This is a genomic window from Pseudonocardia alni, assembly GCF_002813375.1.
Taxonomy (GTDB): domain Bacteria; phylum Actinomycetota; class Actinomycetes; order Mycobacteriales; family Pseudonocardiaceae; genus Pseudonocardia; species Pseudonocardia alni.
The window spans coordinates 1-17,416 of record NZ_PHUJ01000001.1 but is presented as its reverse complement, the minus strand read 5'-3'; the positions used below and the strand labels follow the sequence as shown (position 1 = coordinate 17,416).

At 72.0% G+C, this 17,416-nt stretch carries 18 protein-coding genes and 1 pseudogene; 1 reads left to right on the top strand and 18 read right to left on the bottom strand.

Translation table 11 applies throughout. The annotated features are described in order from the left end of the window. The first annotated feature begins 631 nt into the window (after positions 1-631). Positions 632-1,150 carry a hypothetical protein gene (locus ATL51_RS27810; RefSeq protein ID WP_157818119.1) on the top strand — a complete coding sequence of 173 codons (519 nt, stop codon included), beginning with the start codon at positions 632-634 and terminating at the stop codon, positions 1,148-1,150. A gap of 205 nt (positions 1,151-1,355) precedes the next feature. On the opposite strand, the gene ATL51_RS00085 is transcribed toward ATL51_RS27810, so the two are convergent. The 18 genes and pseudogenes from ATL51_RS00085 to ATL51_RS00005 all read right to left on the bottom strand — a co-directional run. Continuing rightward, the gene (locus ATL51_RS00085) at positions 1,356-2,210 is read right to left on the bottom strand and encodes a hypothetical protein (protein ID WP_100877147.1); all 855 of its coding nucleotides are present in this window, start codon (positions 2,208-2,210) and stop codon (positions 1,356-1,358) included. A 400-nt stretch (positions 2,211-2,610) separates the two neighbouring features. Next, positions 2,611-2,892 (bottom strand): hypothetical protein, encoded by a 282-nt coding sequence (locus ATL51_RS00080; RefSeq protein WP_100877146.1) that lies wholly within the window; start codon positions 2,890-2,892, stop codon positions 2,611-2,613. Between the two features lie 71 nt (positions 2,893-2,963). Continuing rightward, positions 2,964-3,119, bottom strand: a complete 156-nt coding sequence (locus ATL51_RS27805) for a hypothetical protein (RefSeq protein WP_157818118.1) — start codon at positions 3,117-3,119, stop codon at positions 2,964-2,966. Between the two features lie 423 nt (positions 3,120-3,542). Beyond that, a complete protein-coding gene (locus tag ATL51_RS00075; RefSeq protein ID WP_301548827.1) occupies positions 3,543-4,751 on the bottom strand; it encodes a DUF1173 family protein in 1,209 nt (402 codons plus the stop codon). A gap of 129 nt (positions 4,752-4,880) precedes the next feature. Next, the gene (locus tag ATL51_RS00070; RefSeq protein WP_224400973.1) at positions 4,881-5,876 is read right to left on the bottom strand and encodes a bifunctional DNA primase/polymerase; all 996 of its coding nucleotides are present in this window, start codon (positions 5,874-5,876) and stop codon (positions 4,881-4,883) included. A 371-nt stretch (positions 5,877-6,247) separates the two neighbouring features. Continuing rightward, on the bottom strand, positions 6,248-6,649 hold the full coding sequence (locus ATL51_RS00065; protein WP_100877143.1) for a single-stranded DNA-binding protein: 402 nt from the start codon (positions 6,647-6,649) through the stop codon (positions 6,248-6,250). Between the two features lie 423 nt (positions 6,650-7,072). Then, complete coding sequence (locus ATL51_RS00060) at positions 7,073-7,648, bottom strand: hypothetical protein (protein ID WP_301548826.1); 576 nt, start codon at positions 7,646-7,648, stop codon at positions 7,073-7,075. Between the two features lie 83 nt (positions 7,649-7,731). Continuing rightward, positions 7,732-8,325, bottom strand: coding sequence for a hypothetical protein (locus ATL51_RS00055; protein WP_100877142.1), 594 nt, complete (start codon positions 8,323-8,325; stop codon positions 7,732-7,734). A 121-nt stretch (positions 8,326-8,446) separates the two neighbouring features. Next, on the bottom strand, positions 8,447-8,920 hold the full coding sequence (locus ATL51_RS00050; RefSeq protein WP_100877141.1) for a hypothetical protein: 474 nt from the start codon (positions 8,918-8,920) through the stop codon (positions 8,447-8,449). Between the two features lie 82 nt (positions 8,921-9,002). Then, on the bottom strand, positions 9,003-9,434 hold the full coding sequence (locus tag ATL51_RS00045) for a hypothetical protein (protein ID WP_100877140.1): 432 nt from the start codon (positions 9,432-9,434) through the stop codon (positions 9,003-9,005). A 290-nt stretch (positions 9,435-9,724) separates the two neighbouring features. Then, a complete protein-coding gene (locus tag ATL51_RS00040) occupies positions 9,725-10,168 on the bottom strand; it encodes a hypothetical protein (RefSeq protein ID WP_100877139.1) in 444 nt (147 codons plus the stop codon). A 101-nt stretch (positions 10,169-10,269) separates the two neighbouring features. Next, on the bottom strand, positions 10,270-12,096 hold the full coding sequence (locus ATL51_RS00035; protein WP_100877138.1) for a ParB/RepB/Spo0J family partition protein: 1,827 nt from the start codon (positions 12,094-12,096) through the stop codon (positions 10,270-10,272). A 291-nt stretch (positions 12,097-12,387) separates the two neighbouring features. Continuing rightward, the gene (locus ATL51_RS29140; protein ID WP_255624037.1) at positions 12,388-12,522 is read right to left on the bottom strand and encodes a hypothetical protein; all 135 of its coding nucleotides are present in this window, start codon (positions 12,520-12,522) and stop codon (positions 12,388-12,390) included. Between the two features lie 125 nt (positions 12,523-12,647). Further along, a complete protein-coding gene (locus tag ATL51_RS00025) occupies positions 12,648-13,634 on the bottom strand; it encodes a hypothetical protein (RefSeq protein ID WP_157818117.1) in 987 nt (328 codons plus the stop codon). A 318-nt stretch (positions 13,635-13,952) separates the two neighbouring features. Next, entirely contained in the window at positions 13,953-14,339 is a 387-nt protein-coding gene (locus ATL51_RS00020; RefSeq protein ID WP_100877135.1) for a hypothetical protein, read from the bottom strand. Next, positions 14,336-15,541, bottom strand: a complete 1,206-nt coding sequence (locus ATL51_RS00015; protein ID WP_224400976.1) for a DUF932 domain-containing protein — start codon at positions 15,539-15,541, stop codon at positions 14,336-14,338. Before ATL51_RS00015 ends, ATL51_RS00020 begins: the two co-directional genes overlap by 4 nt. 355 nt (positions 15,542-15,896) lie before the next feature. Further along, a complete protein-coding gene (locus ATL51_RS00010; RefSeq protein ID WP_100877134.1) occupies positions 15,897-16,841 on the bottom strand; it encodes a GNAT family N-acetyltransferase in 945 nt (314 codons plus the stop codon). Further along, positions 16,838-17,416: pseudogene (locus ATL51_RS00005) on the bottom strand (asparagine synthase-related protein); the annotation flags it as partial. The pseudogene ATL51_RS00005 and the gene ATL51_RS00010, both read right to left, overlap by 4 nt.

Below are 17,416 nucleotides of genomic sequence, written 5' to 3'. Positions count from 1 at the left end.
AGACTCATCCGAGCGCGGTCCGCGCCCTCCCGCGCCCGCCCGGCTGGTCGGTGGAGATGCCGCACCCCGATGGAGGGATCACTATTGGCACGGCCGGCGAGGTGCTCTACGCCGGCGATCTGGGCCCGGCGGTCCCGCCCGGCTGGGTGTCGGCAATCCGAGCCCTGGACGATCAGCTCGCGGTCTGCGTGGCCACCGGTGTGGATCTGAACCGCCGCGACCTTGCCGACCATCTGGCGCGCGCGCAGCCGCGGGCAGGTCGCCGCCGCCGTCCTGCCGGTGGCACTCCACGACGGCGCACCGGACTAGGTGACCGCCACGGCCGACACGCCCTGTCCTCTCGCTGTGCTGGCACGGCCACACTCCCTCTCGATCGCCGCGAGGGTCACGGCCACATGCCAGGCACCGACCGCCACACGCCCGGGCAGCGTGTGCCCGAGCGGGGGGCGGACTCATGCACCCGACGGCCGCCCCCACCTCGTCTGTCAAACGAGATCACTTGCCGTGTACTTTCCATTATGTTGTCAGGGCGGGATAGAACCCGCGCAGGGAACGCGGACTGAGGGGGCAAGCAGTCATGGCCAGGCAGAGAATGCGGCAATCACGCCAGGAGCGAGACGACATCGCGGGGATGCTGGCCAAGCGAGATCAGCTCGACCGTGACCAGCAGCAGCAGCGCCAGCGGGAGGAAGTAGCGTTCGCTCGTTACGCGCATGCCCAGCTTCGGGTCACGGAGATCGACCGCGAACGTGCCGATGCCATCGCCGAACTCGATCGTCGACGGGAGCAGGTGATGACCGACGCGCGCGAGCAACTTGACGCCGTCACGGCCGACCAGTGCGCAGTGCTGGTCGAGCTGCACGTCGACGGCCGGGGCCGGCGCAGCGCGGAGGACCTTGCCGCGCTGTTCGAACTGCCGGTCAAACGTGTCCGCGCGATGCTCAAGCGAGCTCGTGCCGATGAGCCGGCCGGCCAGGACTCAACGACACCGGCACCCGAGGGACCCGCACGCGCCGGTGGCGAGCCCGGCGGCGCCGCTACCCCGGCTCCGGCCAAGGACGCTTCCCCGGCCATCGACGCCGAACGTGAGATGGAGGGTCCGCCGGTCCCCTCCGTCTCAGGCCCTTCCGTCCAGTCGGTCGAGGACTGACCCCTTACGAGGTCCGTGTGGCAGTGCAGCGACTACCTGACCTATGGCAACCGCGGCAGGCCAGGCCAGGCCTGGCTGCTGCGTCGTCGCGGATGATGCTGTGCCGCCGAAGGCGGGTCCGCTCCGCGCGCGGCCCGGCGCGGCCCTGAGCGCCACCCGGCACCGGCGCGGTCCCGCACGACCGTGCCGGTGGGGCCCGACGCCGTCACATGCCCTGCGCCTCGCGCCAGTCGACCACGGCGAACTGGTCGGTCCGTCGCATCGCCCGCCAATCGCGCCTCATCCGGGCATCGCGCTCGTTCGGGCTGGTCGAGGTCGCCGCGATGTAGTCGCACCGGGCGAACAGCACTGCCCGCGCGTCCGCGTCCGCGGCCGGGATCGCGATGCCGGGAACGCCGTCCTCACGGCAGTCCTGGCACAGTCCATCGTCATTGGCGCGGCGCCGGTCGGTGGCTGAGCGTTCCACTCCACACGCCACGCACCCGAGCCCGGCCATCGGCGCCAGCGCGGCCCGGTCGTAGTCGATCCGGTCATCACGCTGCCGCTCGTCCTCCTCGGTGCTCGGCTCGACCCGGTCGGCGAAGTAGCGCCGGGCCACCGTGTCGGACTCGACCGTGCGCGGGTCGCGCCGCTCGCGTGGGTTGGCGCGGCGGCTGGTCAGGTTCCGCGCGCGGCGGGCCGCCCGGTCGCGATCCTTGGCGCGGTTGTCCTCTGCGATGCGCGCGGCATCGCGGGCCTTCTCCGCGCGCCGTTCCGCGGTCGGCGCGAGCGCCTGCACCAGTGCGCGCCCGTCCTCGTCGGCCCGACGCCATTCGTCGCGCAGCCGGTGAAGGGCCGTTGTCGGGTGCTCGGCCTCCAGCGCCTCCACGCAACGCACCATCAGCAGTCGAGTCGGCGCGTCGACGCTGTCGAGCAGGCGGGCAAGACGAGCACGCGCGCCGCGCACCGCGCCACGCTCGATGATCTCGGCGATGACGCTGAGCTCCGCGGCCGCCGCAGTCATCACAGCGCCGGTGTTGTCGACATCGTCGGTGCTGGTGGTCTCGCTGGCAATGGTCATCGCGGTGCCTCTCCGTCGCTGGCGGTGGGTGATCGGGGTGGGTGGGGCTGCTGGCCCGTGAGGGGCAGCGGGCGTCGTCCCCGCTGCCGCTTCGCGGCGATCGCTCGGCCTCCGAGGCTCGACGTCAAGGGCAGCCCGCCAGGGCTGTCGCCGTGGCGACGCGGAGCGCCAGCGGAGCGCCCTTTACGTGGAGTGAGGCCGTGCTCAGCTCTAGGGCCGGCAGGCCCACCTCCCGCCGAAGGCGGTCCACCGGGGTTCACGGCCCGGCGCGGCCTTGAGCGCCCCCACCCGGCCGCCGGTCGCCCCTCCCGGCTGACACTCCGCCCGGCTTGGGCGCACCGCACCGGAATCCGCCACGCCGCGCTGGCCCTCCCGCGGGGGGCCACGCAACTGCGTTCGCTCAGGTGACCGGTGCGGTCTCGCGGACAACGACGATCTTGCGGTCCGGGCGGGCCTCGAGGACGGCCCCTCCGTCGAGCACCAGGGTCACCGGTTCGTGGCCATCGACCCCGCGGGTGGTCGCGGCCCGGTTCTCTACCGCGACCACCCGCGTACGGCGGTTGGTTTCCACCCGCACGGGCACGCCGTACTCGTCGTGGCGGATCCGGTCGATGGTGTCGGTCGGCAGCCAGTCCCCCGGCCGGATCTTCGTGCTGTAGGTCTGGTGGATCTCGATCGGCATCAGCCGGACCTCCTCACGCGCACACGGGAAGGGGCCCGCCCGGCGGGCGGGCCCCGGAGGGCGGACCGCCCTCAGAAGGGCGGCTCCTCGCCTTCGGCGATGCCCGAGCCATCGGCCTCCACCGGGCCGGCGGACTCCCAGTCCGCGGCCAGTGAGCGGAAGATCCGGGCGTCGCGCTCGGTGTAGCCGTCGGCGATGTCGAGGGAGTCGAAGATGGCGGCAGGCATGGCGGTCCTCCGGTGGTCGGTGCGGCTGGAACGCGGCGCAGCCTCAGCACGCCCGGTGGGGGTCCCGAAGGGACAGCGGGGCCTGCTGCTGGCCCGTCCGGGTGAGACTGCGAACCCGACCCCAGCTGACTCGGCCCCCTCGACCCCGGCCGTCGCGGCGCGACCCGGCCCGACCCACCCCGACCACCTCGTGACCGCCACTGCCGCACGCAACAGGCCCACACACCGCCGACCACCTCGGTAACAGCAGCCCCCGGCAGTCTCACCCGGACGGGTCGGCAGCAGGCATCGGTGCTCCGCCCCCGCCGGGTGTGCTGACCTTCGGGCGATCCAGACGCACCGACCACCGGAGGACCACGCGAACCCGTTCCGGTGTGGAGTGGTCGACTGCCCCAGTGCGGGGTTGACCTCGGCGAGGCGCGGTCAGGTCGCGGTGTGCAGGCGCAGGTCCGGTAACCGATCGCGGACGTCCCACTCGATCAGCGGTGTGTCCGTGCTCCGGTAGTGGCTGATCTTCGCCTGCTTGCGCGCGGTGTAGTCCTCGCGGTCGAGCATGCCCCAGACCTCGACGAGGGTCGCCGGATCGGTGTCGGTGAGGACGAAGTCCGGCAGGACCGCGGCCTCACCGTCGTAGCGCAGGGGTTTAACGAAGGTCCGTTTCGCCGCCGTCAGGGCATCGGCCATGACGACCTCGTGTGTGGAGTCGGCCGGGATGAAGTCGGCGTTGGTCAGCATCACCGCGGCGCCGACCGCGGACAGGTTGCCCTGGTCGCTGCGCGAGACCAGGGCGAGTATCACCTGCTCGCTGCCGGCCGGGCGCTGGTCGGTCATCGCCGGCGCCGCGGCCCGGCGGATGCGCTTGTGCAGCGCGGTGGAGAAGAAGATCGGTGCTCGGTGATGGCGCAGGTCGCAGCGCTGTCCGTAGGGCGTCGGGGTCCAGGAACGGACCGCGCCGAGCAGCAGCCCCCGCTGCACTATCCCGTTGCGCTCGACCATCCGGTCGGTGAACCGGGTGAACGCCGCATCGTGTTGGTCAGGGTGCGCGGGGTCGAACGGTGGGATCACGTAGCAGCACCAGCTCAGCGGCAGGCCGGCTGAGGTCACCCCGTCGGTCGCGGCTCGAACGAGCGGACTGCACCTGGCCCACCCACGCCGGCCGGATCTGGGGTTATCGGGTGGGCTTGAGCGGGTCAGGTCGGCGCGTTCCCACAGGTAGTGCAGCAGCCCGAGCAGGCCCATCCGTGACCGCGCCGCCCCGGCATCGCGGGGGCTCGAGGTGGTGCCCGACGCCGCGGGGTCGCTCGTGCGAACGTGTAGTGGCAGCGACAACGCCACGCTCGCGCTGCCGTCGTCAGTTTCCTGCAGCGCGCCGTCCTGGTACTGGCTTCGCCCGGACCACTGGCCGGTGGTGTTGTGGAACTCGCAGTCGCGGGCGTGCTCTTCTCCACCGCTGGGCCAACAGGCCAGGTAGTAGACCCCTGCGCGGTGGCGGATCACCAGCCGCGGGGCGGGGTCAGTGCACAGGCACCACGCACAGCCGTCAATGATCTTGGCCTGCTCGACCACCGCTCGGTAGACACTGGGTGCGCGGCGTAGCTGCCACAACGCGACTTCGCGCCCGGCCAGCCGCACCCGCGTCCGAGACACCGCGTGCTGGCCGTGTCGGTGTCCGGAGACCGGCGCCCGCCCGCGTCTGAAGGTCATATCGGCTCTCCCTACCTCATCCGCACCGCGTTGTCGGGTAGTTCAGCATCGCGTGGGCTACGCCTCGTCGACGTGGTTGTCGGCGCCGGCGGTGCCGCGGTCGATGGTGCGCGGGGCGCGCATCCCGAAGGTCATCCCACGGGCGATGGTGCGCTCGGCCTCGACACGGGTGAACCCCGCGACCCCGATGTGTACCCGGGCGGCGTCGAGCAGAGCCGCGTGAGCGTTGTCGGCGTCGAGCTCCCCACCGCCGACAAGCTGGCCGAGGACCCGGGCGGCGCCGAGCAGGGTGATCTGCCGCGTGCCCGCCTGGGAGTGTTCGACCTTGTCCAGTTCGTCGGCCTGGATCGCGGCGATGTAGGCGTTCGCGCGCTTGGTCGACAGTCTCCTCGCCGGTGTGGCCAGCGAGCTCGGCGGCGGCGGGGTGAGCAGGGTGGTCAGCCAGGTGGGTAGCTCGGCGACCTGTCCGTGCTCGGCGACCTGGTACGCACCTTCGGGGCGGATGCTGCCGGCGCCGACGACGAATCCGCCCCCGGCGCGGGTGTCGATCAGCGGGCCGAGGCTGTGACCGTGCCCGCCGATCGTGTTGCGCAGCTGGAGCCCCTCGGGCACCCGGAAGTAGAGGTGCTCGCCATCAGTTGGCGTGCGCACCGCGTAGGTGTCGGGGAGGGTCTCGCCGTGCCGGGCGGCGAGCTGGTCGAGGACCTCCCGTCCGGTGGTGGCCCCGCCCCATGCCCGGATCGGCTCGGTGCTGGTGTCCAGATCGATCACCACGAGGCCGGAGGGCCCGCACGCCACACCGACGTTCCATCTGGTGGTGTTCGACCACCAGCGCCGGATCTGGACGCGGTCGCGGGTCGCGCGCTGCTCCCAGCCCTGGTGTCCTTCGGCGCACACTCCACGGCGCCGGCACCGGGTCTCGCCGTGGAAGGCCGGGACCTTCGTGCCGGCCCGGACCGGGAACACGAACAGACCGGCGGTCGCGGCGTCGAGCGCGACCTGCCGCAGCCGCGCCACCTCACGTTCGAGGCGCGGACGAGCTCCTCGCGGCATGCGCGCCGTGTCCTCCCGTCTGGTCCGGGCACCGGTGTCGTACGCACCATCGCATCGCTCCCCAGCAGTGTGGGTGCTGTCGGCGCTGGTCGTGACGGTCATCTTGTGCTCCTCGCGTGGTTTAGGGACCGGTGCCTGGCCGGCCCGGGATCCGTCCGTCCCTGCGGTAGTCGATCTGCACATCTGCAGCGACTCCGGCGAATCCGTGTCGCTGCCACGGTCAGATGCTGCGGTGGCGGGTGCACAGGCCGGGCCTGGGTCGCGGTCGGTCGGAGCAGGCCCGGCGCTGTGCGGTGTGGTCACGGGGGTGGACGAGCCCGAGGGGCCGGGCGCAGTCGTGGGCGGCGCCCGGGCGTCGCCCACGACTGGGGTCAAGGGGCGATGACCTCAGGCGCGGTGGTCGAAGCGGGACGCCCGTTCTTGTGGACGGTCGCTGTCGCGAAGCTGAGTTCGACCCCGGCGGTGTCGGCGTGCAGGGTGGTGCGCACGACCCGGCGGGTCTCCCCGGCAGGTGTGAAGGAGTCGTCGGTGAGCCGGCCGGTCACTGTCACCCGGGTACCGGACTCCACCGAGTTGTAGACGTTCTCGGCGAGCCTGCCGAAAGCGGTCACCTGCTGCCAGGCGGGCTCGGCGTCACGCCACTGCCCGGTGTTCGGGTCGCGCTCGCGCTGCCTGAGAGCGAGGGAGAAGTTGAGGATTGCGGTGCCGTTGGCCTTGCCTCGGACCAGGGGCCGGATCTGGCCGATGTTCCCGGTCAGGGTGATCTCGTTCATGGGGTGCCTCTCGGAGTGGTCGGTGCTGGTTGGTGACGCGGCTCTGCCTCAGCGCGGTGCGGTGTGGCCCCGCAGGGGGCGGCGGGGGTTGCCGCTGGCCCGACCGGGCGGGAACCCGCGAAGCGGGTCCGATCGAAGCGAGGCCCGTCCCACCCGGTCGGTGTCGGCAGGCGTCCATCGCCGCGAACCACGCCGTGCTGTGCTGACCTCCGGGCGTCTCCCAACCCCGGGCTCTGACCACGCGTGCCCGCACGTGTGCGACCGTCCTGCTCCGGTGGTCAGACCCAGGCGATAGTTCGCTGTTCAGGCCGAGCAGGTGATCTCGCGCGAGGTAGGAGGAGCCGGGCCCTGCAGATAGCCCGGGGCGGCGCCCCATATGGATATGGAGGCCTGGTTGCCGAGGTCGTACCGACGCGTCGGGGGTTACGCGGTGCGTGCGACAGTCAGCAGCAGGCGAGCCGGCGTGCTGAACCAGGCGCGCACGACGTCGGTGGTGTCGTGATGGGCGAAGTGCTGGGCGAGCCGTTCGAGGGCTCCGGGGATCCGGCTCTCGACTTCGGCGGCGAGCGTGGCCACCGGGTAGGCCAGCCCACTCGCACCGTGTAGCTCGGCATGCTCGGCCAGGGCCAGGTGCTGGAACAACTCCTCGTCTCCGAGGTCCTGCACGCGCGGCACTGCGTCAGTCTCAGCCGCGAAGGTCGCCCCGGTGATGGTGCGCCGGTAGAGGAGGCCGTCGTTGAGCATGACCCGCAGCGGCGGAGTGTTCGGGTAGCGCTCGCCGAGGTCGGTGGTGTCGATCGATACGTGCAGCGCCCCGTCGTCGCTCCAGTAGGCGAAAACCAAGGCGTCACCGACCCTCACCGCGGGCAGCTGATCGTCGCTGGTCTGAGGCAGGAACTCGGCGGCCCGGTTGAGCTGCCCGGGGCTGGCCGCCGAGCGCGGTTGGGTGTCGTTGGTCCGGTCGGTGTTGGGCCGGTGGGATGGCATGAGCATCTCCATACGTCGGGGTGTCGGTCTGTTGATCGCTCCCGCGAGGCCGAGGTGGCGGTCGGGCCGCCGTCGTCGGTCGGGGCCGTCGCCGCTCATCCGGCCCAGGACAGACCGTGATCGTCGAGTGCGGGGAACTGGTGCAGGAACAGGCGCTGGTCGTCGCTGGCACGGTCGCGCCAGTCCTGGGCGTCGTAGTCCCAGGTGGAGTAGCCGCCGATGAATACGCACGGTGTGCAGGTCGGCCGGCCTGTGCGCTGCCCGAACGTGGCGAGCGGGCGGTCGCCGCCGGGGTGCGGGTCGCGGTGTTGGGCCATGACCTCGAAGACCGTCAGCATCACGCGGTAGGCGGGCGACCACACGGGCTGGTACTGCCCGAACCCGTAGGCCACGTCCGGGATCTCTTGCCATCCCTGCCTGGCTGCCACGTTCAGCGCCCGCACGATGTCGTCGGGCAGCAGCACGCACGGTGCGCACCGCCCGCCGTGGCGAACGACGACGCGCACGTCGTCGTGGTTGATGGCCGGGACGTCAGCGATGTAGCGGGCCTGTTTGCCCATGCGCGATTCCTGCTCCCAGTCGAGGTAGTAGGACAGCGCGGAGGCGAAGGACTCCCAGTAGGACACGGTGTCGTCGGTCATGCGCTCGCCCCAGGCGGGGTATCGCGGGCTGTGGGCGGTCGTGGTCATGCGTGGCCTCCGGTCGGTCGTCGAGGGGTGGCGACGGCGTCCGGCGGGCGCCGGTGGGTGGTCACGGCGCCGACCGGGCGAGTGGGGCAACCGTCCGCTCGGCCGGCCGGCCGCGGCAGGATCAGCTGATGGCGGCCGGTGCGCGGTCGGCGATGGTCGAGAGCCGGGTGCTGATGAGGACCGAGTGGTAGGCGGTCAGGGCGTCGCCGAGGGTGCGGCCGTCGTCCTGGGCGTTCTGCGCGGCGCGGGCCGCGGCCGTCACAGCGTGGGGCAGGGTGGGGACGATCAGCAGGTCTAGGACGGCGTCGGCCAGGGCGCCCTCGTGGTCGGCCAACAGGTGCAACGGCATCCCGGCGCGGTGCAGGGCGGCGCCGATCAGGCACATCGCCCGGTGGCCGTCGGCGCTGACGTAGCGGCACGACGGCACACCGTTCTCGCCGCTGTTCTCGGCGAACAGCGGGTGCTGATCGGCGGGGTCGACGTAGGCCTCGGGGTCGGTGTCGATGCCGGGGTAGGTCCAGTTCAGGCCGCGTTCACCGGCCACGGCGTGCAGCGCGGCGGTGAACTGGTCCTCGGTGACGGCGATGGTGTGCATGGGCGAACCCCTCTCGGGCAGTAGGCTGGCGGGGTGCGGGCGGCGCGGAGCCCCGCCGGGAGCGGGGCCCCGCGGCGGGTTGTCAGCGGTTGAGGCAGCGGCGGTGGTAGCCGGCCAGCACCGCGACCACGGGCGCGAGATCGACGCCGGGTTCGAGCAGGGGCTGCAGGTCGCATCGGACGGCGTCCGCGACGACGGTGTCGGGGTAGCAGATCCCGACGGTGACCTCGTCCCCGGTGAGCTCGCAGTCCTCTCCGATCTCCTCGTAGAGGCGGCCGGGGCCCACCGGGTGGGCCGAGTGCAGCACCACCGAGGGCCCGAACGGCCCCGACGCGTTGCGCGGGTCGAGCCAGCGCAACTCCACCGCGCCGTCGTCGTCGGCGACGACCAGCCGGATCCGGTGCGGATCCGACGCGACGCTCACCCGCAGGCCGTCGACGACGATCGGGTGGGTCTGCAGCCGGTCCAGGGTCAGGGCCGCCTCGCTGGTGGTGGGGGTGTTTGTACTGGTCAACGGGGCCTCCGCGGATCGGTGGGGTTTGCGCTGGATCGCGGCTCTGCCTCAGCGCGGTGCGGTGTGGCCCCGCAGGGGGCGGCGGGGGTTGCCGCTGGCCCGACCGGGCGGGAACCCGCGAAGCGGGTCCGATCGAAGCGAGGCCCGTCCCACCCGGTCGGTGTCGGCAGGCGTCCATCGCCGCGAACCACGCCGTGCTGTGCTGACCTCCGGGCGATCTGGCACGAGCTCCACCGGCCTGCGGCGTCGCGCGCCGGACCGCAGCGCCACACGTTCTGGTCCGTCGGTGCTTAGGCGTTATCGACGGCGGCGAGGAGCCGCTGTCGGAGCCCGGGGGTCTCCAGCGCTTCGGCCCAGACGATCCAATCGGGAAACGCGCGGGCCAGCGCTCGCCGGTGAGTGGGCCCGGTGACCGCGATCAGCTCACCGAGGGCACGCCCCCAGGGCGACGGGATGGTTCCGCCGGAGAGGCCGTAGGTGGTGAGCAGGCTCTGCAGCGCGTGCTGCTCGTCCTCTGCCAGGTCGTGGCGCTCGGCCCGGCAGACCCATTCCTCGATGGTGTGCTCGGCTTCGGCGGCGCGCCCGGGCGGGGCGGCACGTGGGCCGGGGTGGGCGGTGCCGAGGCTGAGGGCTGCGGTGATGTAGCGGGCCTGCTCGTGGTGCGAACGCCGCCGCCAGTGGTCGGTGTCGGTCTCGGCGAGGACGGCGGCGAGCAGGTCGATGGAGATGTCCACGATGTGTGCTCCTGTACGACGTAGGGGAACTGCGGATACAGCGCGGTCGGGCGCAGGGGCGAGACGCCCGCGGGCGTCTCGCCCCTGCGGTGACCGTGCGGTCAGCCGTTCGCGGCGGCCTCGCTGTTCGCGGCGGCCTCCGCCGTGGTTTCAGTCCCGCCCTCGGCGGTTGCCGCGGTGCCGGTCGCTGCGGTGTCGGGCTCGGTGGTGTCCGCTGTCTGGTCCTCGGCCGCTGCCTCGCCGGCGCTGTCGGTTACACCGCCGTTCTCGGCGGAGTCCGCCTCGGTAGTGGGGTCCGGGACGGTGGCATCCCGCGGTGTGGTCTCGGTGGCGCCGGTCTGGTCGGTGATGACGAGCTGCTCGACGTCGGACAGGTCGTAGCCCCACTCGCGCAGCTGGGTGATGTAGCGCCGCGTGGCCGGGCTGGGGTTACGCCAGCTGTTGCGGTGGGTGCCGTCCTCGTAGGCGGCGAGGACCACCGCGAGGGAGAGCATCGTGGCCCGGGCCGCGTTCGACGTGCCGGCGGCTTCGGCGATCGGGTGGGTCGGCCCACTGTGGAGGCCGTAGACGCCACGGGGGGAGGCGGCGCCCAACCCCAGCAGGGTCGCGGCGAGGGCGTTGCGGGACTCCATCGCGCGGCGTAGGTCGTGATCGCCCCGGGCGATCTCGGCAGCGACGAAGATCGCTGCTCCCTTCGGCGCCGCCTTGCGGGTGAACAGCTCGCGCAGCCAGTCCCGGCGCACGATCTGCGCGGAGTCCCATGCCTTGTTGTTCGCGATCACCGTGCGCCGTTCCTGGCGCGCGGCTTCCCGCTCGCGGTCCTCGCGGGCCTGGCGCTGCTCGTCGGTTTCCCCGACCGGCGCAGTGGTCGTGATGCCTGGCTGGGACCGGTCGTAGAGCTCGGCGTGGCCGTGCTCGATGGGGGCCAGGCACATCCACACCGGCTGGGCGATCCTGCCTGCCTGCTCGAAGTCCCAGCGGGTCATGACGGTGGCGGCGTGGCCGGGGCAGTCGCGGTGGGCCTGTTCAGTGAGGTCGGTGCCCTGCGGGTCGTCCGCTGTGGGCCGCAGCCGAGCGATCGAGGACGCGGTGTCCAGGCGGTCGTCGTCACGGCTCAGGACCGTGACCCCTGAAGCGCGCAGCTGGTCCTCCACCGCTGTGCACCGGGCGCGGTCTGCGCGCTCGTCGCGCAGCCGCTGCGCCTGGTGTGCGAGCTGTCCCGGTCGGGTCAGCGCGGTCTCGGTGAGCTGCTCGACCGCGGTGTCGTCATCGGCGAACTCGGCGATCACCGCCATCTGGACCAGGTCCAGCTCGTGACAGGACCCGATCTCGAGCGCCCGGGCGCTGCGGGCGACCGCGGTGGTCTGTCGGACCCGCTTGGCTGGGGTCCGGGTGGTCCGTGCGATCTGCCACGCCGTCATGCCTAGCCCGAGCAGCTGCTGGTGTGCGGCGACCTCGTCGGCGTCGGAGATCCCGGCGCGGTGCTGGTTCTCGCCGAGCTGGTCGATGATTCGCTCGGCCTCGGCGACACGCTGGGCCTGTGCGGGGTCGGTGAAGGCCTCGGCGGCGTCGGTGGCGGGGGTCTGGGGTTCGACCAGAACTCGCACACGGGCCAGACCGGCCTTGACTGCGGCAAGGGTGCGGCGCTGGCCCTTGCGCACGACTAGGGCGCCATCGGCGGCGCGGCGGTAGACGTTGATGGGTTCGCGCACGCCGCGGTCGCGGATCGAGGCGCAGAAGTGCGGGTCGAGGTGGGCGTCGGTGCGGGTATTGACCTCGAGGACCAGTGTGGAGGGGTCCGCCCAGGCCAGTTCGCCGAGCTCGTCGACATCGCCGAGGAGCTCCGCGGTCACCGGCGCGACCGGGGTACCGGTGGTCTCGGGCTGGTCGTCGACGCGGTCGGTCGAGTCGGTGGTGGTGTGTCTCATGAACGGGGCCTCTCCCTGGCGGTGACCGCCCGACCCGCTGGTCGGGCGGTGCGCCCCCGCTGCCCGGGGGTGCGCTGCGCGTCCCGGGCAGCCCGGCCGGGGGGCCGGAGGGGGATCGGCCGTGGTCACCCCGGTGTGGACCCGCCATGGGAGTGCCGCAGCGCTCAGGCGTCAGCGGGGCGGGTTCACCCGTGGGGGACCTCGCGGCCGAGGCATCGTCGGCCCGCCGGTCGGGATGCCAGCGTGTGTCCGCCCCCTGGCCGGGGCGGACACACGGCATACCTGACCTGGCTATGTCCCCGTTTCGCCAGCGAAGTTGTTGATGCCGCTGCGCATGACCTCGCGGGGGTCCCAGCCGGCCTCGGTCACCAGGTGGAGGAGGTCGGTGATCAGGTCAGCCACGCCCTCGGCTGCCTGCTCGTCCACCGCGGCGATCCGCTCGGGTGAGGTCCCGTCCGGCCGGTACGCGCGCAGCGCCCCCCAGCGCACGCTCGGCCGACTGACGGGGAGTCAGCCCATCGTTGAGGCGTTGGGCTCCGATGTCGTCCACCTCAGCCCTCCCACGTGCGGCTCTGCCCGAGCAGGTCGGGGCGGCGCGGAGCGACAGTCACCAGGGCCTCGTAGTGCGCGTGCTCGGACGGTCCGCACGCGTGACCGTCGCCGGTCTCGGGCTGGACGACATCGTCGAACCATCCCTCCACGCTCTCGCCGACGTGGGGCGCACGGATCACGGCCGCGTACTCGGACTCGTGTCCGCACGAGTAGGTGTTTTCGACCCTGACGGTGATCATGTCGGCGCCTCCCACCTCGTGCTTTCTTGCGAGGCGGCCGATGAGGCCCTCGGGGTCTCTGTGATCGGTGTGGTCGTGACCGTGTCTGCACTGCGGCTCGTGGGCGTGCGGGCACTGGTGGGCAGGTACTGAGGTGATGTCCGATGCCCAGCCGAGCACGGCGAGGGCTCGGGACAGGTCGGGTAGCAGCCGGGGGTGTACCCGCAGCCGGACCTCGGTGTAGCTCGGGAACTGCGCGTCGAACTGGCCGGGGCGGATCTCGTGGCGCAGGGAGGGCTCCACGACTTGCACCGAGTCGATGGGACCGGTGTGCGGATGATCTGAGCACAGCCGTAGCGCCCCGCGGTCGCCGTGCTCGCCTCGCGACACGAGCGTCGGGAGGCCGGAGAGGTTGGAGCGGACCTCGGCCAGGATGGCCTGCTCAGCGGCGGCGAGGGCGTCCGCGGCGCGCCGCCAGTCCCGCGCGGCCGGGCGGGCGTGGCGGTACGGGGTGACCAGCCGCCGGTGCAGGTCTGCGGCGATCCGGGCCGTCGGGCGGGTCGGATCGACGGTGGCTCGGGCTCTCAGCGCGTCGGCACCGGGTACGTCCCGCGCGTCCGGCGGGGGTTCGCAGACCACGAGCAATCGGCCGGACTCCGGTCCGTGGCGGGCGATGCGGACTCGCAGGGCCGCACCGTCGGTGGCGGTGAGCAGCATCCCGCTGGGGTGTGTGCTCGTCGCCCAGGGGTGCTCGTCGATCGCGGTCAAGGCCTCAGCGACAGCTTCGGCGACATCGCGGTTCCCCAGCTGCGCTGCGCCGGTCACGATCGCGCCTGCCCGGGGTGGCCGGGCGCGGTGTCGGCCCGGGCGGCGCCGGTGAGCAGGAGCGGGGCGATGCCCTGCTCGTGGAGTAGCCGATGGTTCTCGGACGACGTGATCATCGGTGGTTCCTCGTCTCGAAAGGTGTGCACAGCACGAAGCCCTGGCTGGGGCGATCCACTGCGCAGGGCAGGCCGCACCAGCCAGGGCTCGGGTGGTCAGGTGGTGGGATGGGAGTTCGGTGGCGTTGGCTCGACGCGCGCGGGATCAGGGACGGGCGGCGTGGCGGACCGACATGACCTGCCACCAGCCGTAGGCGACCTCGCAGCACGGTGCGTGGCCCCGGGTCGGGCACCACCCGCAGGGACAGTGCTCCGCCTCGCGAAGGTGGCAGACGCTGCAGTCGCCGGGCAGGTAACGGGTCATCATCAGGTGGAACGGCCACTCCGGTGAGGGCGCCACGAGCAGGTGCACCGCCGGCCACAACTGCTCATCGGTGGCCCCGTCCCTCAGCACCCGCTGCGACACCGCCGTCCAACGCTGGTCGTGCCCGACCAGCCGGGCCGCGGCGCGAGACGCGGCCGCGCACTGGGCCAGCGTCGGCGCACTGTAGTGGTCGAACGCGAGGGGGTTCACCGTCTGCGGCGTGCTCACGCGACGCGACCGGTGGTGAACGCGGCGGAGAGCCGCATGGCCTCGATACCGCGGGCCTCGACCTCGTAGGCCTCATCAACGTCGGCGATGCCCTGAGCGGCCGCGGTGACCGCGTGCAGTACCCCACCGGAGGTGCGCAGGCCGCCGTCGATGAAGTGAGACAGGATCGAGTTCTGGGCCTCGATGGAGAACCGCAGCTTCTTGCTGACGTGCTCGATGGTCTGCTGCGGGCGGGTCACCTCGATCCCGGCGTCGGCCTCGATCTCAGCGATCCGCTCGGCGACCCAGCGCTCGTCGAGGAACGAACCGATCGCGTCGCGGGTCATCTTCGTGACCAGCTGCAAGCTCGCGGCCTGGGTGTCGGAGGACCAGTTGATCTGGCCTGCGGCGAGGCGCCCGCCGACGTGGACCTCGTCGATGGCGTGGCGGGTCAGGGTCATCCCGTTGTTGCAGATCTGCACGGTCAGCTGCGGGATGAGCCGGAACTTACCCTGCCCGGTCTCGGAGTTGGTCAGCACGAACCCGGCGAACACCGTCGGGTTGTCGGCGCCGCGCGCGCCGGAGAACGGGGAGGTGTAGCCGGCCAGCAGCGCCGGGGCCATCGCCGAGACCGCGGTCGAGCGGATCTTGACGTACATGCGGGACTCCGACAGGTCCGCGGAGACGATGTCGACTGGGTGTCCGGCCGCGTGGACGCCTTCCAGGGCGGTCATCAGGACGTCGAGGTTCTCGATCGGGCGGTATCGGTCCGACAGCAGCGCCCGCATGACCCCCTGCCCGCCCTCACCTGCGGTGAGGCCGCGGACCAGGAACCGGCGGTTCGGGTCGTGGGTGAGCCAGCCGTTGACGTTGTCGTCGTAGAGCTCCACGTTGTGCTCGCGGGTCCGACGCAGGTAGGCGGTGGGGATGCCGAGCTTGTCGGCGATGCCGTTGTCGGCGGTGCGGGTCGGGGCCAGGGAGAGGTCACCGCTGGTGACCCCGTCCATCGACAGCTTCACCGGGCCGGCGCCGCGTACGACCACCCTGCCGGCCCTGGCCTGCAAGGCCGAGGCGGCGACGACGTGGTCGGACTTCGCGGCCTGCTGGGTACGCAGCAGCTCGACCATGTCGCTCAGGTCGGCGTTGCGGGTCGTCAGCGCCACCGGGCCCGGTCCGCCCTCGTTGTCAGCGCGCGAGGTGTTGTGCTCGATGTTCTGGCTCATGACGTGAGTCCAATCTGTGCGGCGTTCGTACCGGCCCCGGTGGAAGTGGGGCCGGTGCGGTCCCGACCGCTGCGGTGGGACGTGACTCGCCCGCACCACGAACTCCGGCGCGCCGGGGGCGTGCGCTCGCCCGACCGGCGTGACACCACCCGACCGCACCAACCGGCCGGCCGACGACGCAGAGCCGGTGGTGTCACCCGCGTCGGGTGCGGCAGGCGCGGCATCGGCGGGCAAGCCGGAGAGCGGGGTGCAGAGTCATCACGGCCCACCCATGTAGCGGGCGGGACCTCGCCGGCTTCTCTTCCCCCGCGAGGACCAGTCCGTCCCTACGGCCCGCGTATCGCTCGCCCGACGGTCAGGACCGAGTGAAGGTGTGGAGACGGTCGATCGAGCGGAATCCGTACTTCCGGTAGAGGGCTGTGGCTGCTGTTCGGTCGCGCGCGGTGCCGGGCTCATCGTCATCGACGTAGAGCACCGCCTGCTCGGCTCCGGCGCGCCGGGCGCGGCCCAAGCCCGCTCGAAGGAGGAACCGGCCGAGTCCAGCGCCGCGGTGGCCGGGGTCGACCTCGAGCCACGCTATCCGGGAGATGCCCTGGGCAGGGCCGTCGATCTCTATCTCGCCGACGAGGTGCTTCCCCTCGTGGACCGCGATACGCCAGCCCAGTCGCCGCTTCTCGATCCGGGACGTCAGCGCAGGGCTGAGCTTCGATGCCGGGGCGTCGAGCAATTCGGTCAGCGCATCCGGTGGCAGCAGCATGTAGTTCCACAGGTCGGCGCTGGCGAATCCGGCTGCGACCAGGACATCAGCCGTGTGACGCCGGTGCGATACCGGCAGCGCCTCGAGTCCTAGGTCCAGTGCGGTCGCCATGCCGAACGCCTCCGCCTTGGTCGTCGAGAAGCGTGCCAGGGCGGCGTCGAGCAGGGCGGACAGGACGGCGCTGTTCTCCCGCGCGTGCATCCAGGTGAGGACCGCGGTGCTGTCCCGGGCGCGCCAGCCGGTGGCGATCACGCCAAGCACATTGCCGAGGCTGTCGACGGCGACGTCATGCCGCAGGTCAGTCAGTCCCGCCCACAAGGCGCCGTCGATGGGCGAACGTCCTGCGAGAGCCTCGCGCAGGTCGGCGGGGGCGGCTTGGGGTTGTCCAGGCAGCCGGTCGGCGTCGACGAGGTCGAGTACTGCCTGGTGCTCGTCGCGGCGTACTGGGTGAAGAGTGATGGTGGTGAGTCGGGTCGACGGCCTCCCCTGCATGAGACCAGGATGACCCAGCAGGGACGTCGTATCGAGGTGAGTGCCGGTCATGGGCTCACTCCTGGGATCCGGGCGCCGCGGACCGATGCGGCACGGAGCCAGCTCTCGGTTGCGGCGATCGTCATCGACACCGCGGTGTCGGCAGTGTCGATGCGGGCGGGATCGATCAATCCGGCCGCCGTGAGCAGCCGGGGGTCGCACCGCTCGACGAGCTCGCGCAGCGCGGTCTGGAAGTACTGCTTGGCCGGCGGCAGTACCTGCCGCTCTCGTGGGGCGAACAGGGAGACCACCGCAGCCTTGTTGCGGTGGTATGCGGTCGGCAACGCCGGGTCATAGCGGTGTCCCGGGGAGAGATCCGCTGCTGCGGCGAGGACTTCTGGGTCGAGGAACGGCGAGCGCTCGGCGAGCCGGCCGGCCCCGATCAGTGGGGCGTGCGGCCAGATCGCATCGTGGGCGAACTTCTGGGCCCACGACGTCGACGCGTGGTCCTGGTCGCGGCGCTGGGCCAGCCAGCGTTCGCTCCAGTCCCGCAGCGGGTCGTGGTAGTTGTCGGTGACGGCCGCGGGGACTGCAGCACCCATCGTGCTAGCCCAAGTCGCCGCCCAGTACATGCGCCAGCTCGCCTG

Excerpts from the sequence above, each read along its gene's own strand:
- ATL51_RS27810 (WP_157818119.1), top strand. The coding sequence starts at position 632 with ATGCTGGCCAAGCGAGATCAGCTCGACCGTGACCAGCAGCAGCAGCGC.
- ATL51_RS00085 (WP_100877147.1), bottom strand. The coding sequence starts at position 2,210 with ATGACCATTGCCAGCGAGACCACCAGCACCGACGATGTCGACAACACC.
- ATL51_RS00080 (WP_100877146.1), bottom strand. The coding sequence starts at position 2,892 with ATGCCGATCGAGATCCACCAGACCTACAGCACGAAGATCCGGCCGGGG.
- ATL51_RS27805 (WP_157818118.1), bottom strand. The coding sequence starts at position 3,119 with ATGCCTGCCGCCATCTTCGACTCCCTCGACATCGCCGACGGCTACACC.
- ATL51_RS00070 (WP_224400973.1), bottom strand. The coding sequence starts at position 5,876 with ATGCCGCGAGGAGCTCGTCCGCGCCTCGAACGTGAGGTGGCGCGGCTG.
- ATL51_RS00065 (WP_100877143.1), bottom strand. The coding sequence starts at position 6,649 with ATGAACGAGATCACCCTGACCGGGAACATCGGCCAGATCCGGCCCCTG.
- ATL51_RS00060 (WP_301548826.1), bottom strand. The coding sequence starts at position 7,648 with ATGGAGATGCTCATGCCATCCCACCGGCCCAACACCGACCGGACCAAC.
- ATL51_RS00055 (WP_100877142.1), bottom strand. The coding sequence starts at position 8,325 with ATGACCACGACCGCCCACAGCCCGCGATACCCCGCCTGGGGCGAGCGC.
- ATL51_RS00050 (WP_100877141.1), bottom strand. The coding sequence starts at position 8,920 with ATGCACACCATCGCCGTCACCGAGGACCAGTTCACCGCCGCGCTGCAC.
- ATL51_RS00035 (WP_100877138.1), bottom strand. The coding sequence starts at position 12,096 with ATGAGACACACCACCACCGACTCGACCGACCGCGTCGACGACCAGCCC.
- ATL51_RS00015 (WP_224400976.1), bottom strand. The coding sequence starts at position 15,541 with ATGAGCCAGAACATCGAGCACAACACCTCGCGCGCTGACAACGAGGGC.
- ATL51_RS00010 (WP_100877134.1), bottom strand. The coding sequence starts at position 16,841 with ATGACCGGCACTCACCTCGATACGACGTCCCTGCTGGGTCATCCTGGT.